The organism is Chroococcidiopsis thermalis PCC 7203 (assembly GCF_000317125.1).
In the GTDB taxonomy this organism is placed as follows: domain Bacteria; phylum Cyanobacteriota; class Cyanobacteriia; order Cyanobacteriales; family Chroococcidiopsidaceae; genus Chroococcidiopsis; species Chroococcidiopsis thermalis.
Genome location: NC_019695.1, coordinates 1,465,145 through 1,480,395 on the forward strand (window position 1 = coordinate 1,465,145; position 15,251 = coordinate 1,480,395).

At 45.8% G+C, this 15,251-nt stretch carries 14 protein-coding genes; 5 read left to right on the forward strand and 9 right to left on the reverse strand.

The window, feature by feature from the left end:
* Nucleotides 1-25 precede the first annotated feature (25 nt).
* Together CHRO_RS06500 and CHRO_RS06505 are read right to left on the reverse strand one after the other, a co-directional pair.
* Nucleotides 26-913, reverse strand: coding sequence for a metal ABC transporter permease (locus CHRO_RS06500; RefSeq protein ID WP_015153393.1), 888 nt, complete (start codon nt 911-913; stop codon nt 26-28).
* 37 nt (nt 914-950) lie between these two features.
* Nucleotides 951-1,691 carry a metal ABC transporter ATP-binding protein gene (locus tag CHRO_RS06505; protein WP_015153394.1) on the reverse strand — a complete coding sequence of 247 codons (741 nt, stop codon included), beginning with the start codon at nt 1,689-1,691 and terminating at the stop codon, nt 951-953.
* Between the two features lie 52 nt (nt 1,692-1,743).
* On the opposite strand from CHRO_RS06505, the gene CHRO_RS06510 reads away from it, so the two are divergent.
* Both CHRO_RS06510 and CHRO_RS06515 read left to right on the forward strand, forming a co-directional pair.
* Complete coding sequence (locus CHRO_RS06510) at nt 1,744-2,700, forward strand: metal ABC transporter solute-binding protein, Zn/Mn family (RefSeq protein WP_015153395.1); 957 nt, start codon at nt 1,744-1,746, stop codon at nt 2,698-2,700.
* A 199-nt stretch (nt 2,701-2,899) separates the two neighbouring features.
* Nucleotides 2,900-3,499 carry a hypothetical protein gene (locus CHRO_RS06515; protein ID WP_015153396.1) on the forward strand — a complete coding sequence of 200 codons (600 nt, stop codon included), beginning with the start codon at nt 2,900-2,902 and terminating at the stop codon, nt 3,497-3,499.
* 33 nt (nt 3,500-3,532) lie between these two features.
* Here the strand turns inward: CHRO_RS06515 and CHRO_RS06520 are convergent, their stop codons facing one another.
* A complete protein-coding gene (locus tag CHRO_RS06520) occupies nt 3,533-4,132 on the reverse strand; it encodes an MBL fold metallo-hydrolase (protein WP_015153397.1) in 600 nt (199 codons plus the stop codon).
* Nucleotides 4,133-4,187: 55 nt separating this feature from the next.
* Nucleotides 4,188-5,741, reverse strand: coding sequence for an alpha/beta hydrolase (locus CHRO_RS06525; RefSeq protein WP_015153398.1), 1,554 nt, complete (start codon nt 5,739-5,741; stop codon nt 4,188-4,190).
* A gap of 208 nt (nt 5,742-5,949) precedes the next feature.
* Here CHRO_RS06525 and CHRO_RS06530 point away from each other — a divergent pair, with 208 nt between their 5' ends.
* On the forward strand, nt 5,950-6,561 hold the full coding sequence (locus CHRO_RS06530) for a Uma2 family endonuclease (protein ID WP_041462881.1): 612 nt from the start codon (nt 5,950-5,952) through the stop codon (nt 6,559-6,561).
* Here CHRO_RS06530 and CHRO_RS06535 read toward each other — a convergent pair.
* The 4 genes from CHRO_RS06535 to CHRO_RS06550 form a co-directional block, all read right to left on the reverse strand.
* Nucleotides 6,538-6,726, reverse strand: a complete 189-nt coding sequence (locus CHRO_RS06535; protein WP_041462384.1) for a hypothetical protein — start codon at nt 6,724-6,726, stop codon at nt 6,538-6,540. The two genes, CHRO_RS06530 and CHRO_RS06535, sit on opposite strands and share 24 nt — an antisense overlap.
* Entirely contained in the window at nt 6,714-9,368 is a 2,655-nt protein-coding gene (locus CHRO_RS06540) for a TonB-dependent siderophore receptor (RefSeq protein ID WP_015153400.1), read from the reverse strand. The genes CHRO_RS06535 and CHRO_RS06540 overlap by 13 nt, the downstream gene beginning before the upstream one ends.
* Before the next feature lie 137 nt (nt 9,369-9,505).
* Nucleotides 9,506-10,099 (reverse strand): Uma2 family endonuclease, encoded by a 594-nt coding sequence (locus CHRO_RS06545; RefSeq protein ID WP_015153401.1) that lies wholly within the window; start codon nt 10,097-10,099, stop codon nt 9,506-9,508.
* Nucleotides 10,100-10,127: 28 nt separating this feature from the next.
* Nucleotides 10,128-11,129, reverse strand: coding sequence for a helix-turn-helix transcriptional regulator (locus tag CHRO_RS06550; protein ID WP_015153402.1), 1,002 nt, complete (start codon nt 11,127-11,129; stop codon nt 10,128-10,130).
* Between the two features lie 136 nt (nt 11,130-11,265).
* Between CHRO_RS06550 and petJ the strand changes: the two genes are divergently transcribed.
* Together petJ and CHRO_RS06560 are read left to right on the forward strand one after the other, a co-directional pair.
* Nucleotides 11,266-11,613, forward strand: a complete 348-nt coding sequence (petJ, locus tag CHRO_RS06555; protein ID WP_041462385.1) for a cytochrome c6 PetJ — start codon at nt 11,266-11,268, stop codon at nt 11,611-11,613.
* A 183-nt stretch (nt 11,614-11,796) separates the two neighbouring features.
* Nucleotides 11,797-13,398, forward strand: a complete 1,602-nt coding sequence (locus tag CHRO_RS06560) for an Hsp70 family protein (protein ID WP_015153404.1) — start codon at nt 11,797-11,799, stop codon at nt 13,396-13,398.
* Nucleotides 13,399-13,431: 33 nt separating this feature from the next.
* Here the strand turns inward: CHRO_RS06560 and CHRO_RS06565 are convergent, their stop codons facing one another.
* Nucleotides 13,432-14,886: a carbohydrate binding domain-containing protein gene (locus tag CHRO_RS06565; RefSeq protein ID WP_015153405.1), complete on the reverse strand. Its 1,455-nt coding sequence runs from the start codon at nt 14,884-14,886 to the stop codon at nt 13,432-13,434.
* Between the last annotated feature and the right edge of the window lie 365 nt (nt 14,887-15,251).

Here is a 15,251-nt window from a genome sequence, read left to right on the forward strand (position 1 = left end):
CGTTACATGTAATGTCTCTATATTTTTAAATTCGTTTGTTCGATTGTTTGAATTGACCTAAGATTGAAAGAGAACGATTTGCTACTGCTGGCTGGGTTAAAATGCCCTGGGAAGGGCTGAATAATAGTGCTAATATAAATAACCCTGAAACTACTAAGACAATCGCCGCACCAGAAGGAACATTGAAATAGTAACTAAAATACATTCCAGTGACACTACTAAAAATTCCAATAATCGATCCAAAAATCATCATTTGATGTAATTCTTTCACGAGTAAGTAAGCTGTAGCTCCAGGTCCAATTAAAAGCGAAACTACTAACACTATACCTACTGCTTGCATACTCGCAATAATTGTTAAGGTAATAGCAGATGTTAAGCCTAAGTGAATTAAAGTGACTGGTAGACCGACAGCTTGAGCGCCCAAGGGATCGAAAGTATAGAATAATAGTTCCTTGTAAAATAGCTTAACTAATAGCAATATGATGATGGCGATCGCGAAAGTTTTCCATACATCGATTGTGGTGACTCCTAAAAGATCGCCAAAGAGAAACTGATGTAAATCTAGTTTACTTTTGAGTACGGTAATTAGAGTAATTCCTAATGCTAAAAAGCCCGAAAAAACCAAAGCCATTGCTACATCGACTTTGATTCGAGACTGAGACTGAATCCAAGAGATGACAAACGTGCTGAGCGTACCGGAAATAAATGCACCGACAAATATATCAATTCCTAGAAAAAATGCGATCGCTAGTCCTGGTAACACTGCATGAGCGATAACATCTCCTAATAAACCCATCCGTTGTACGATTAAGTAAGTGCCGATAACCGAGCAAAGTATACCTAGTAAAATTGCTGTTACTAGCGCTAAACGCATAAATTCAAAACTTAGCGGTTCGAGTAATAAGTTAGTCATTTGTCATTTATTATTTGTTATTTGTTCGTGAGAGCTACTAATTCCGAATTCCGAATTCCGAATTCCGAATTAACAAAATGCTGTCACCGTAGGCGCGTTGGATGTTGGCTGTTGTCGTGACTTCTTTGAGAGAACCGTTGGCGATTAACTGACGATTTAATAATAAGAGCCGATCGCATTTGATTAATGTTGTGGCGAGATCGTGGGTAATAACTAATAGAGTTTTACCTTGCAATTTTAATTCGGAAAATACATCAAACATAATTGTTTCGGTTTTCTTGTCGATACCAACAAATGGCTCGTCAAAAAAGAATAATTCTGCTTCCTGTGCTAGCGATCGCGCTAAGAAGACTCGCTGCTGTTGTCCGCCGGATAACTCGCCAATTTGTCTGTGACGCAGTTCCCACATCCCAACTCGATCTATAGCAGTAGCGACAATTTGCTTAGATTGACGATTGGGTTCGCGCCACCATCCCGTCTGTCTCGTTCGTGCCATCATGACAACGTTCCACACGGTCACGGGATAATCCCAGTCAATTTGCGTGCGTTGAGGGACGTATGCTACTGCATTCAGCTGTTGTTTTAAGGCGCGATCGCGATACTTTACCACTCCACTTGCAGTTGGTACTAAACCCAACATTGCCTTGACCATCGTGCTTTTACCCGCACCATTAGGACCGATCGCGCCAACGATTTGTCCTGGTTGCAGGCGAAAACTGACATCTTCAACAGCAGATACACCTCGATAGCTGACGGTTAAATGTTGGACTTCTAACATACGCCTTCTTATAGCACAATGATAATCATTATCACCCAAGCTCGAAAAGAAGATGTTAAAGTTGTCTGTCAAATCTATAGCGACCTTTGCGATCGCACTTGGTCTAGCTGGATTGAATCTTAAAGGGGATGAGGCGATCGCGCAGAAAAATAACTTACCACTTGTAGTTGCAACTAACAGCGTTACCTGCGGATTAACTCAAGAAATCGCGGCAAACACCATAGACTTAAAATGTTTAATCGAGCCTGGTGCTGACCCTCACTTATATCAACCGAAACCAGAAGATAGCAAAGCGATCGAGCAAGCGCAATTAATTTTGTATGGTGGTTACAACTTTGAGTCTGGTCTCATTAAACTAATCAAAGCCACCTCTAACCCCGTACCTAAAGTAGCAGTGCATGAGATTGGCGTTCCCAAACCCCAACAACTTGAGGAAGACGGACAAACCGTTACCGATCCGCACGTCTGGCATAATGCCCAAAACGGTATTCGCATCGCCAATGCGATCGCTGACTCCTTGTCAAAAGCATTTCCGAATAACACCGCAAAATATACCAGCAATACCAAACAACTGACGGGTGAACTCAAACAGATCGATACTTGGATTAAATCCCAGATTCAGACAATTCCACCCGGACAGCGTAAATTAGTCACTACCCACGATGCAATGGGTTACTATGCAAATGCTTATGGAATTCCAATTGAAGGAGCCTTACAAGGGATTAGCACGGAAGAAAGACCTACAGCTGCCAGGGTAGCAGAACTCGTCAAAGATATCAGAAAATCTGGCGTTCCGACAATATTTGCTGAAAAAACAGTCAACCCGCAACTGATTGAAGCTGTAGCAAGGGAAGCAAAAGTCAAAGTTGCAGATAGAGAACTCTACGCTGATGGATTAGGAGAACCAGGCACAGACGGCGATACTTACCCAAAGATGCTAGTTGCCAATACCCGCACGATTGTCGAGGGATTAGGGGGTAGTTATGCGGCATTTGAGTCCGCGCCGTAGTTTCGGGAGTCGGTAGGGGCGCACTGCTGTGCGCCCGTACGGGAGAGTCGCAATTCACAATTCAAAATTGGGACAAGGGAGTGTCAACTGCCAACCAACAACCAACAACCTTCAAACAATAAATTTCTTGACATTTCCAAAAAAATATGGTTATCTCTAGTAGACTTTTGGCGAATAAAGCTCAGAAGGAGGTTGGGGCGTGTTTTATCGTTGTGCCGTGTTGGGAATTTTAGGGTTGTTGGCTAGTAACGTACCTGCTTACGGTCAAAGCTGTGAATCGTTAAATGCGATCGGGGGTGATGGGACGCAGGTGAGAAAAATCGTTTCCGCACCAGGAATGCTGATCTCTCGGAATAACTACAATACCGATTTTGGCGTACCGGGTGGTGCTACGTTCGATCGCTTTGTCATCGATCTGATGCCAGAACAGACTGCTAAGTACAACATATCGGTTTACCTGAAATATAGCGATGGTACGAAGGATCAGTTCTATCGCAATTCTTCGGTGAGGCTGCTAGAAGGTCAACCGCTAAAAATTGCAGCTATTCCCCGTCGTGACAATCAACCCTATCAGGTCAATGTGAGAGTTGGAGATATCAGCACTACAGGTCATAAATATTCGGTTTCTGTAGCTGGTTGTGTGGTAGAAGAGGAATTTGGAGATGCAGGCACTTCCGAAAGAGCGAACGATCTCGACAGAACGGAAAATACAGAACTTCCCCCTAGTTTGGAAGATCCTAACCGAGTCGAAAATACCGAACTCCCAATAACTCTAGAAGATCCTAACCAACTGCATTAGGGTGTAGTATCCTACGTTCCACACCCCATACCCTCATAGCGTTGCTGCTAGTTCCTTGAGGCGATCGCTACCATTGCGGAAGATCGACCAACCATCACCTACGAGTACGGTTTCAATACTATCGATCGCAGCAATGCGGCGGACTGAGGCTACAGCATCCGCTTTGTGACTGAGCTTATTATCGGGCAAAATTGTCAGGCTACCAGCTTTGGGGGCGCGAATTAAGTCACCTGTAATTAAAGTTTTACCTTCAATTAACAGTGCCAATTCTCCAAGAGTTTTGGAACCAGATAAAGCAAAAACTTGTAACCCTGAGACTAACTCATCCCCATCCATCAACCAGCAGTCGCACGCAATGGGGAAGGTTTCTTTCTCACCTAATGGGGCAGCAATTTTCGCTCCGGTGACATGGGCGATCCCTTTAGCTGCTCTGATATGGTCGGAATTCGTGATAATAATCCAAGCTGCACCACCAAAAGAATTGAGGCGATCGAAATCGTAGTTTGATAATGCTAAAGGATCGATGAGGATATTACCTTTGGGGCGAATCCAAATGTAGCTATTGAAATCCATGTTTCGATCGCGGTCGAAAATCGACCATGCATACATATCTGGGCGATGCAACGATTTCATAAGCCATTCTCGATTGCTAACACTGATATTATTGGCAACTGAATTTAAGCTTAGGTTATCCTACCAGGGGAAAAGCAGCCGCGATCGCCCAACTGAAAAATAGAGAACATCCAATTGCATAAGCCCAAACATCTTTGACAGAGGCAGATGCGATCGCGAACATTGCCAAAAATAAGGGGAAGATAGGCAATAAGAGGAAGATAAAACCAATTTGGGGCAGCATTTGGATTGTTGCCAACAGTCCTATGACTAAGACTAAACTTTGTCCCAACCACCAAATAAATCGCGATTTAAGGCTACTTTGTCTTTGGGCAATACCGGAAGCAAGCAGCCAGGGAAAACACAGCAACGATAACCACAGCCACAGTTGCAAGCGAACGGGAACCAACCACCACTGTAACCAGACTACCTGCGCCATCGCCCCAAAAGCAACCCAAAGCAGGAGAAACAGCCCCAAACCCAATCCCAATCCTGCTGGAGTCAAACGCGGTAAACGCAAGTTAGCCAACAGCCAGACGATACCAGCCGCATAAAACCAAATTCCCAACGCACCACCTACTAACACGCCACCTAAGCTGGCAATGTCTGTGTTGCGGTTTAGTAATGCGAGTATGCCAATTGCCCCTAAAGGACTCAAGATTAAACCAATCCAACTTTTAAGGCGATCGCTTTTACTTACAGTGTCAGAATTGTGAACCTGAATTGCTGCTTGAAACAGCAGATCTGATACTCCTCTTGCAGGAAAGCGCTGCCAGATTCTCGGTGGCTGACGTAGTGTTGGCTCGCTTGAGATCGTAGGAGCAACAGCGCCTAAAATCAGAAGCCACGCAAATAGATGTACGCCATACCAAGTCATGCGATTATCTATATAATTGCTGGAATTTTGAATACCAAAACTGCGATCGAGCCAGGTTTTAGCTGCTTGGTGGCTAGCTTGGCGAAAGAGAATAGTAATATGTTCGGCATTGGGAACGATGACGAGCGATCGCCCTTGACTTTCTCCCCCTGCTTGTTGTAGTAATTGCTGGGCAGTGGCAACAAAACGCGGTTCCCAATTTCCTGCCTGTAGTTGCAAGTTAGCGGGAACTTGGGGTGTAACTGCGGCTCTAGTAGGAGAGATCGCCACAGTTGCAGTAAAGCGATCGCTTTGTTGAATTGCTGCTGTCATCGCTGCACCGCTACCCATCGAATGTCCCAATACAGCGACTCGTTGCGGATCGACTCTAGGCTGAGCGAGTAAAGCTTTGTATGCAGTATCGAGATCGGCTTGGAGTGACGATCGTGCCAAGGGTTTGCTATTAGCTCCATGCCCGCTAAAATCCCACAACATCACCGCATAGCCTGCATGAGCCAGCGTGTAGGCATAACCCAACATTAATTGCTTAGAGCCTGCAAAACCGTGAGCTATCAGTACTCCTGGTATTTTTGGCGATCGCACTGGTGCGACATACAGCATTGGTATGCCATCTCTAGAGAGGGATTGTACGATTAGCCCAGTTCTTGCAGCCGCAATTTGCCACCAGGAAAGTACGATGAGGAGTAAAGCAATAATAAATAGAAATAAGCGTTGGCGAGTCACAATAATCGGGAGTCGTAGGGGCGGGTTCACTCAGAATATTAGTTGAGAAAAGAGTTTTTTGGTGAACCCGCCCGTACGGGAGTGGGATAGAAAAATTCACTACCGATTACTCAGCCTACAATAATGGAGCAATTTTATGGCGATAACAATTCGCGCCAGATTGACGCAAAGGATTTTATCTCCGTGGTAGAAGCTTCGATATTTTAATATGGAAGGAGGAATTGGAGTGCGAATTCTGATGAATTCTCAACTATTGTCTTCAGCGATTTCACAACCCTTGTCAGAACAGCGTGTAGTGCTGGAGGGCGTAAGTTGGCAGCAGTATGAATTGTTGCTAGCAACCTTGGGCGATGATTTTCCAGGGTTGCGGTTGAGCTATTTGGAAGGAACTCTAGAAATTATGACCACCTCTTCACTGCACGAAGAACTCAAAAAAACGATTGGGATGTTAATGGAGGCGTACTTTCAGGAGTCGCGCATCCGCTTTCATGCAATCGGCTCGGCAACATTTCGTAAGGTGGCGAAACAGCGCGGATTGGAGCCAGATGAGTGCTATTGCTTGGGGCAGAAAAAGGAGTTTCCCGATCTAGCGATTGAGGTTGTATTGAGTAGTGGCATGGTGGATAAGCTAGAGATTTATCGCGGGTTGAGGGTAACGGAAGTGTGGGTTTGGGAAAGCGGGCAATTTACGATTTATCATCTACGCGCTGAGGAATACGAGCGAATTACAACAAGCGAGTTATTGCCGGATTGTGACACGGGGTTATTAGCAAACTATGTGAAACCAGAGGAACAGTTTGATGCGGTGATGGCGTTTCGAGAGCAACTAAGAACGCGATCGCCAGGATGAATCAGCGCGATCGCTATTTGCGTAGACGACGGATGAGACAAAAATCGAATTTTGTTCTAAAGGCTGCTGCAAAGTAGCTGTGACTGCGAAAGCTGTTTGCATGGCGATCGCCCGTGATGGATGTAAAGAACTATTATTCTCTGTTACAGATACTAAAACTCCCACGAAACTGTACCCAGCACTGTAAACGGCGCACCAGGGAAAACATTTGAGCCTAAGCTACCTTCAAAATAATCGATATCGAACAGATTTCTAAAATTGAGGGCAGCGCGGAAGCGATCGCGATTGTAAAAAATTGCAGCATCTGTCCGCAAATAGCTAGGAACTTGGAAGCTATTCTCTAAATCCCCTTGCCGTTCGCCGACATAAAACAAGCCCAAGCCAAACCCTAACCCTTGTAAAGTACCTCGTTGAATTTCGTAGCTAGTCCACAAATTCAAGGAATTTTCAGGTACATTATTCAAACGATTACCCACGGGAAGCGTATTGTCTTCGGTAATTTGGGCATCGGTGTAAGCATAACTTGCGATAATGTTCCATCCAGGGAGAATTTCGCCTGCAATTCTGAGTTCAACACCTCGGCTGCGCTGCTCCCCTGTTTGAATCTGAAACTCTAGATTATCTGGGTCTTCCGTTGTGACATTAGTGCGGGTCAGGTGATAAAGTGCCAGAGTTGCTGAAAGTTGCTCGCTCACGTCTGCTTTGAGCCCAATTTCATATTGAGTCCCGCCCTCTGGTTCAAATGCGCCACCACCAAAGGCAGTGCCTTGAACTGGAAGAAACGATTTGCTATAGCTAGCATAGAGTGAAATCGGTTGAATCGGCTGATAAACAAGCCCGACACGGGGACTGAACGCATCCCCCGATGCACTGTCGATATCGCTTTGAAAACGAAAGTCTTGTTCAAATAGATCGAATCGCCCGCCCAACAATAACTTGAGATTTTCTGTTAGTGTTACCAGATTTTGAACATAAATCCCCAGAGTTCTTGTTAGTTGATCTCCATCAAAAGCGTCGATGGATGATTCAGTAGCACGCCCGTACACAGGGTCAAATATGTCTAACGTTGTTGGGATAATGCTAGGTCGGTCAAATGCTAAGAATGAGCTGCTCAAATCGATTCCCAGGAGTAGCTCGTGGTTAATTGACCCAGTTGAAAATTTGCCCGTCAGGTAAGTAGCTAGGTCGTAGTCTTCGTAATCAACTGTGTTGTCGATCGCCTGACGATTTAAGGTTCGATTATCGTCGGCAAGACCATCTTCAGTAAGAATATAGAACTCATTTCCAGGTTCATTGCTTTGAATTCTTGCCGAGAAAACATTTTGTAATGCCCAGTTGTCGCTGAATTGATGTTCTAACCGATAGCCTACTCTGGTAATAGTGTTATTAATAGTACCGTCAGGTTCTCCAGTGAAGCGATCGCGCGGGATTTCACCATTTGGATTAGGAAGTACTGTACCCACTGCTGGCAAGCCTTGGTAACTAACAATGCTTCTTTCTGTGTATTCGCCTTCTAAGGTTAAGCGAGTTCGCTCTCCAATATCCACACTTACGACAGGCGAAATAGTGAAGATACTGGCTTCAATAAGATCGATGAAGCTGCCTCGATTCTGGTAGCCGACATTGAGACGATATAACAGTGTTTTGGAGTCGTTTAATGGTCCCGATAGATCGATCGCACCCTCATAGAAGTCATAATTGCCAATGGTGGCATCAATAGCATAGAAAGGATCGCGTAAGGGTTGTTTCGTCAGTATGTTGATAGTTCCGCCTGGATTGGCGTTTCCATAAAGCACAGAAGCTGGACCTAAGAGTGCTTCGATTCTTTCGATATTGGGGGTAAAATCCCTAAGTATATCTCCACCTTCCCTTAATCCATTTCTGAGAAAATTACCACCACTACGGCTTGACGTACCAAAGCCTCGAATAATGTACCCAGCTTCGCTGAAACTGTCTGGACCACTATTTGTAGTTACCCCACTTACGTTTCTCAAGGCTTCATCTAGGGTATTAACATTCTGGTCGCGCAATACTTCCTGGGGTACAACCTGGATTGATTGGGGAATGTCACGCAATGGTGTATCGGTTCGAGTTCCTACGCTGGTATTCGGTACGCGATAGCCCTCTTCCCGCTCATCCGTCACCACAATTTCCATTTCCTCGTCCCCTTGTGCGGTTCCATCTGGCGCGGGTGCTTGTGGTGCAGGGATTTCCTCTTGTACTTCTGGTGTAGATTCTCCTGGTTGAGTCGGAGTTTGAGGCAGCGCGGTTTCTCCTTCTGGTGGCGCTGACTGAGGTATTTGGGCTGTGGGAACAGTAGGAGTAGTTAAACTGAAAACGGTATTGCCATTACTCTGCCTGACCTTTGCTACTGGTATACCTTCAGAGCCGATCGCACTTATCCTAATCCCATTTGCTCCCTGCTGGGTAACGCTGACAACGGTAATTCCTGCAATGGGGTTGTCCTGACGAAAGCTTCCTTCTGGTAGAGCTAGACGAGCATTGACAATGTTAGCTACATATGTTCTCCCGTAGCCAGAAGTTACAATCGATAGCGGTTGCTTGCTAGTAGTTTCTAATAACACTTCCAAACCGCTAGCAGTTTGGTTAAGTCGTACCCCTGTAATCTCGATTGGCGTTGAAGTTTGAGCCAGCCAGTCTTTAACAGTTGTTGTCGGACGTTGCAAATCTTGGAGTCGGGATTCAGTTTTAACTTCAGCCGCTCGACTCGGCAATATTCCCAGCAAGCTCAACGCTATAGAGGCGATCGCCCATACGCAAATCCTTGACGACTTCCAGCCACTCATATTCACTCCTGACACCAGTTGATGAAGCTTTATTGCCAATCACTCTTAATTGCAATCAGTGTCAGTGTAGAGAAGTATCAATAGATGCGTCTATCCAAAAACCGTCTGACGATCCCAAAACCGCCATACTGTTCCAATTAATTTTGAGCAAATGCAAATATCTGCTCTGCTGCGAGCGCAAATGCGGGAATCACCGTCGATTCAATTCGATTTTCACCCGCAAATACTTTGTCCTCGTACTGCCCTTCTACCCACTGACATACTGTAATCCGCCGTTCTTGAGGATCGACGATCCAATATTCGGCAATGCCCCGCGCTGCATACTCGGTTCGCTTGTACCGATAATCGCGAGTCCGATTCTCATCACCAGGCGAAACGACTTCAATAATTAGGATCGGCGGTGGCATATCGCGAGTAATGATGTTGCGGGTTTTGCCTTGCAGTGCTGCGTAGCCTTCTTCACTCAGCACGAGCAAATCGGGAAGCCGGACTTTTGCCCCTCGTCCGCTCACTTCAATTTCAACGTCTTTGAGGTTGAGAAGTGCGATCGCAAAATATTTTGCCAATTCAAACATCAAAAGTTTCGCAATCTGGCAGTTCTCATGCGATTCTGTCGGCATTTCTACTAATTCTCCATCCACCAATTCATAGCGCGTGTCCGTGCCATCGTCATAGGCGAGGAATTCTTCAAACGTCAACCGTTTTGAAGTTGTAGAAATGCTCTGATTCATGAGTGCAACCTAAACTTGGTTGTCTCTATCATGCTCCCAAAATTACCTTTTTGCCCAACAAACACTGACTAGGGGTAATGCCGAACTTGCGCTTGAAGGCAGCGGCAAAGCGTCCGAGATGACCGTAGCCAACGCGATGCGCCACTTCTGTCACTGTCATCGATCGCTCCCGTAATAATTGCTCGGCTTGCAATAGGCGTTGCTCGGCTAAATATCCTACTACAGTTGTGCCAAACAGCGATTGAAACCCTCGTTGTAACGTGCGATCGCTCAGTCCCACCGCAGTAGCCAACTCCAACGACGAGGGTGGATTTTCTAATCGTCGCTGCAAAATATCTCGTGCTTCGTAAATACGAGCGATCGTAGTTGGTTTCATTCGGGACGGTGGTTTCGGATTGCCCCGATCCGCCACGATTGGCGCGAGCTGCAACGCCATCAGTTCTAAACTTTTTGCTTGAAGATACAACCGCTTTGCCGCTCCCTCATAGGGACAGTTAATCATCTGCCATGCTACATTCTGAATCGCTGGATTTGTTTTAGGGTAAATTAGCGTTTGCCAATCGTTCCCTTTCACTAAAAAGCTCAGTTCGGCGGGCAACTGCCCATTCTCATCTGGAAAGAAAGTGGTTAACCACTCCGCAGACATTTCGAGATTGATGCCCAGGTATGGCTGAGTGCTGAAACTGGTACTGAAAATCTCCTGTTGCACGCCGCTTCCAGAAATCATAGTGTGTCCATTGCCATATACCCCATCCTGGCTATCGAGAATCACCCCAAAAAGCAGCACCCCAAACTGCAACCCATGATTCGCCTCTGGATGTTTGGTTTGGACAGTTTCACAATACTGATGGCGCTCGATGCGTAGCCAGCACTCTGGATACAGTTCAACAAAGAGGTTGTGTCCTTTGCCTAACTCTTGAGGCATTTCATGTATCTCGATCCCAGAATCGGGGTCAAGCTGAGGTGGGTTGTGCTGCGCGGCTTCAGCCCACAGGTCGTCTTCTTCCTGTGCGGTCAGGGTAAGGGTCATGACAGGTATTGGAGTAACGCTTAATGAAAGAGATTATCAGTAGCAAGGGCGCGATCGCAACTTGTATTCTGTAGATATCGGCTTATAGATTGGCTTGTAGTGGTGTTGCTACCTAAAATTTCCTTATCATATGAAAATGTTATTAAAGCAAATACTTAGTTTAGTACTGGTGATGCTCGTAGGAATGGCGATCGCCTTTTCTACCCCAGCCTTAGCCGCAGAGACACCAATTGGAGCCAAAATCTTTGAAACTCAATGTGCTGGATGTCACATTAATGGTGGCAACATCGTCAGGCGCGGCAAGAACCTGAAACAAAAAGCCTTGAAAAAATATGGCATGGATTCAATAGAGGCGATCGCCAACATTGTCACCAACGGTCAAGGAAATATGTCAGCTTATAAAGATCGCTTGACAGCAGAGGAAATTCAAGCAGTTTCCGCCTATGTCCTCCAGCAAGCAGAAGCAGGCTGGCGTAAACAGTGACCAGTGACCAGCGATTAGTAACCAGCGATCGGTGACTGGTGGTTAAGGGCGCTTGGTAAGAATGAAGTGTAGCTTGTATCCCCCACGGGGTAGGATGAATTTATAATCCGGAATTTGGAATTTAGAATTAACTGATAACTAACAATTGATAACTGGTCACTGGTCACTGGTCACTGATTAAGTATGGCGATCGCAATCGATTTTGGTACGAGTAACACTTGTATAGCCCGTTGGAATCCCGTGACGCAGCAAGCGGAAACTTTGAGTTTACCAGGCTTATCTCAGCAGTTGGGTCAAAATCCACCTCTGATTCCCAGTTTGGTTTATGTAGAAGATGCGGCAAGCGATCGCGTGTTAATCGGACAGACAGTACGCGATCGCGGTTTGGATTTAACGACTGACCCACGATTTTTTCGTAGCTTTAAGCGCGGTATTGGTACGGAGATTCAGGGATTTTTGCCTCAACTGGATGGCGAGACGGTTTCGTTTGAACGAGTTGGTAAGTGGTTTTTGAGCCAAATTATTGAGAAATTAGCCACTCAAGCCCCTGAAGACGAGCAATCCTTAGTCTTAACAGTCCCAGTTGATAGTTTTGAAGCTTATCGCTTGTGGCTGGGTGAGATCTGTCGTGCTTTACCTGTGGAACAAGTCCGAATTTTGGACGAACCTACTGCTGCTGCTTTGGGATATGGCATGGCAGAGCGGGATAATTTATTAGTCATTGATTTTGGTGGTGGTACTTTAGATTTATCTCTAGTCCGCTTAGATGGTGGTGGAAATGCTGTCAAAAAACAGACGGGGTTTTTGTTGCAATGGGGGAAGAAATCTTTTGCTAAAACATCTGGACAGAAAGTAAAAACTGCCCGTGTCTTAGCAAAAGCAGGACAAAATTTAGGTGGGACTGATATCGATAACTGGATTGTCGATTATTTCGCTCAGGAGCGAGGATTAGCTGTATCTCCTTTAACAACTCGCTTGGCAGAAAGGGTGAAAATTCAACTTTCCGATCGGGTGCAAGCCAGCGAAGTTTATTTTAATGATGAGACGTTTGAGAGTTACGAATTAGAATTAGACCGCGATCGCCTCACGCAGATTTTGACAGAACATCAATTTTTCGAGCAATTAGACGAGTCGATGCAGCAGTTATTACAACAGGCGCGGCGACAGGAGATAGAGGTGACAGAGATCGATGCTGTATTGTTGGTGGGTGGAACAGCACAAATGCCCGCCGTGCAGACTTGGGTACAACAGTATTTTCCCTCAGAAAAAATTCATTGCGATCGCCCGTTTGAAGCGATCGCCCAAGGTGCGTTGCAGATCTGTCAAGGCGTGGAAGTCAAAGATTTTCTCTATCACAGTTACGGTATCCGTTATTGGGATAGACGGAATCAATGTCACAACTGGCATCCAATTATCAATCCTGGGCAACCCTACCCAATGACAAATCCCGTAGAATTAGTTTTGGGCGCATCGTTGGATAATCAGCCGAGTATCGAACTCATTGTTGGAGAACTGGGGGCGGAGACTGGCGGGACGGAAGTATATTTTGATGGCGATCGCCTGATTACCCGCCGTTTAGATAGTGGAAAAAAACAGGTACAACCCCTCAACGACCGAGATGGGGCGAGGCAAATCGCCCAATTAACTCCACCTGGGTATCCTGGGAGCGATCGGATTAAGGTTTTGTTTCAAGTAGACGCACAGCGCTGCTTGCGAATGACTGTAGAGGACTTACTCACGAATCAAACTTTACTCGAAGATCGAGTCGTAGCAGAGTTGAGCTAGAGTTGTAGAGGCGCGAAGCGCCTCTACAACCAATTAATCGATTGAGACATCATCCCACTTAACGTAGTCTCCCGAATTGCCAGTTCCCGACGTTCCCAGTTCGATGACCGTCCAGTATCTCGAAATCGGGACTTCAATCTCTAAGTATTCCCACCCATTTTTCTTGGTAGAAGTAGCTGAAATTTCGGCATCACCGTTGCGATAGTCGTACCCTAATGCTTTCAGAGTTGCCGATGCCTTACCGTTGACATACACCCAAGCACCAATCTTGACCTTTTGTCCCTTTGGTAGCTGACCGACAATGCGCCGGACTCTCACTGGTGTATCTGGGGAGGCATTACCGTTATTGAGTTTGACATATCCGTTTCCTCCGTGCGCTCCACCATTATCGTTACGGACAAAACTCACGTAGGGCGAAGCACCTTCTAGAATCCAGACATCGTTGCTATCAAACGGTATCCAGCCTGTTTCAACGTTATTGTCAGACTCAAAATCGGCATTACTCAGAGCTTCGTTTAAGCGTAAATCTTTGATTTGCTGATATGTCTTAGTTGGGTTAAAGTCTGGAGCAACAGCCCAGCTATCGTGACCATCCAGATCGAATAGTAGTGCGTGGTCGTAACCGAAACGCTTCAGTTGTTGTCCGAAATAAGCAAACCATCGACGGCGACAGTCTTCTGTTTCAAATTCGGAACCGTTGCAATACTCGTTAATCGATCCCGATTCGCTGATTGCTAGAGGCTTGCGAATGCCACGCGATTCTAAGACTCGCCAAGGATGTCCGAGGCGATTCTCGGAAATTTGTCCGCCGTAGGCGTGCAAGCCAATATAGTCGCTCACCTCAGCAATCCCAGCATCTAACATTTCGTCTAACAGACCGGATTCAATTCCCATTACGGGCGGCGATTCAATTTTGATGTTCGAGTCAATTTCTTTCGCTGTTTCGTAGGCAATTCGCGTCATGTCAACGCATTCTTGAGCTGACATCTTACCGTTACCGTAGTCGAGGTCGGGTTCGTTATCGATGATGTAGTAAGAAATCTTGCCTTTGTAACGCATCATGACGTTACGCACAAAATAACGGAAATTTGCTTTCCACTGGTCGTAGTTACCGTCTCGATTGACGTGCATCCGTGCCGATAGTACCAGATGAATTTTGAGTCCGGCGTTGAGATAGCGATCGATGGCTGCATCTCTGGCTGACCAATTGAAACCAGCGCCCTCTGTGAAACCGCCAACACCATCCATACCCATACGGGCGACTTCTAAATTTAAGCCCTTCGTGTGCTGGATGGAGCGATCGACATATTCTGGATCGGTATTGTAGCCAGTGCCGTTATTAATTCCTAAGTAACTTGTTAGCGCCCGTGCTGGCAAAGTGTAGAGGAGAGCCGAGGCAACAAAAATAGAGGCAATTGTTTTAGGCTTGAGCGATCGCAATAACGATTTGTTTTGAGCTAGGTGTTGGATCTTTTGGTGTAAATTCATCTTGTACCCTGATAAGTTGACAAGCGACTGCCAGCCCCATGCATCACTCAACGCAACTAGAATTTCGTGCGAGTGTGGGACAAGTCACGCAGATTTGCACTTGCTTTCGCCCTCAGCAGTTTTGATTAGAGAAATTGTGGTTAGGGGCAGAGCGTTGAATGCAAATAGCTTTTCAAGTAGGTTAAAAACGCTCTATTTCAGTGCAGTTATGCCATCGAGAAGTGTAACGACTTGAATAAATTGTGAATCATTACACCTCATGCAAATCTAGGTTTTTGACAGACGCAGATCGGTTACTTTACATCAGCTTTAAAAAGCTAAACTAAACCTAAAGTATTCTCGCTTCAGTATGCATTCAAGCGAAA